Origin of the sequence: Aquibium sp. A9E412, assembly GCF_030398335.1 — a bacterium.
In the GTDB taxonomy this organism is placed as follows: Bacteria; Pseudomonadota; Alphaproteobacteria; order Rhizobiales; family Rhizobiaceae; genus A9E412.
Map to the genome: position 1 here is coordinate 1 of NZ_JAOAOP010000146.1, position 670 is coordinate 670.

2 protein-coding genes are annotated in these 670 nt (G+C 69.4%); both read left to right on the top strand.

All coding sequences use genetic code 11. The features are described 5' to 3' along the window. Nucleotides 1-219: hypothetical protein (locus tag N1F89_RS20625; protein ID WP_290086381.1), on the top strand; the 219-nt coding region annotated here is incomplete at its 5' end. Between the two features lie 205 nt (nucleotides 220-424). After that, nucleotides 425-670 (top strand): hypothetical protein (locus N1F89_RS20630; RefSeq protein WP_290086383.1); only part of this gene is annotated, 246 nt, incomplete at its 3' end.

Consider the following 670-nt stretch of genomic DNA (forward strand, 5'->3'; position numbering starts at 1 on the left):
CGGAGCCTGACGGCGCTCTACAAGGGGGTCGGCGGTGTGAGCCTGACGCTGCGCGACGGGATCATTTTCATCGAGGCCGACCGGTATGAGGGCCGCGGCGGCTTCGGCGGGATCAAGGACGCGCAGCCGACCGAGCTTCCCGAGACGGTCTCCGACGCGGAGCTCGGCGCCGCCATCCGCGCCGCCATCGCGGTCAGCCGCGCCGCGGGCAAGCGCTGACACAGCGCTCCCGCTTCAGGCAAAGCGGAGAAGGTTCGACCCCGGAGACCCTCCTTCCGCCACCTGCCCTCGGGGCATTCGGCAGACAACCACTACACGTTATGATAGAGATATGGAGCGCATTGCCCGTCTGCCGGCGCGTCGCTGCGGTGGAGCGGGGCAATGCGGAAAGCCGCGGCTTCGCGTGGGAGGCAACGATCCTCGAATGACCCGGGAACCGTTCAATCCGCCGCCGCCGGAGGAGCGCAAGGAAGCCAGCATCACCGCGTTCCGCGCTTTCTTCTGGATCCACTCCTGGGCCGTCTATCGCGCATCCTTGCTCGACCCCGAGGGCGTCGACGCCGAGTATCCGGCCGACCTCGACGATGCAGCGCTCGGCGCGGCCGCGCGCGAGGCGCTGCTGGCCAGCCGCTTCATCGCACCGGACCATCCCGACTGGGACCGCGTGGGC